At 51.6% G+C, this 258-nt stretch carries 1 rRNA gene; it reads left to right on the top strand.

What is annotated here, in order from left to right:
• Positions 1–258: ribosomal RNA gene (locus GBM95_RS12175) — 23S ribosomal RNA — on the top strand; the annotation flags it as partial.

Here is a 258-nt window from a genome sequence, read left to right as displayed (position 1 = left end):
GGTAGAGCACTGTTATGGCTAGGGGGACATGGCGTCTTACCAAACCATGGCAAACTCCGAATACTTGGAAGTCAGAGCACGGGAGACAGAGCACCGGGTGCTAACGTCCGGACTCAAAAGGGAAACAACCCAGACCGCCGGCTAAGGTCCCTAATATCAGGCTAAGTGGAAAACGAAGTGGGAAGGCTAAGACAGTCAGGAAGTTGGCTTAGAAGCAGCCATCCTTCAAAGAAAGCGTAATAGCTCACTGATCGAGTC

The organism is Sutterella seckii (assembly GCF_009183815.1).
Classification (GTDB): domain Bacteria; phylum Pseudomonadota; class Gammaproteobacteria; order Burkholderiales; family Burkholderiaceae_F; genus Sutterella; species Sutterella seckii.
Note: the sequence above shows the minus strand (reverse complement) of the source record. Positions and strands in the feature narration are given on the sequence as shown.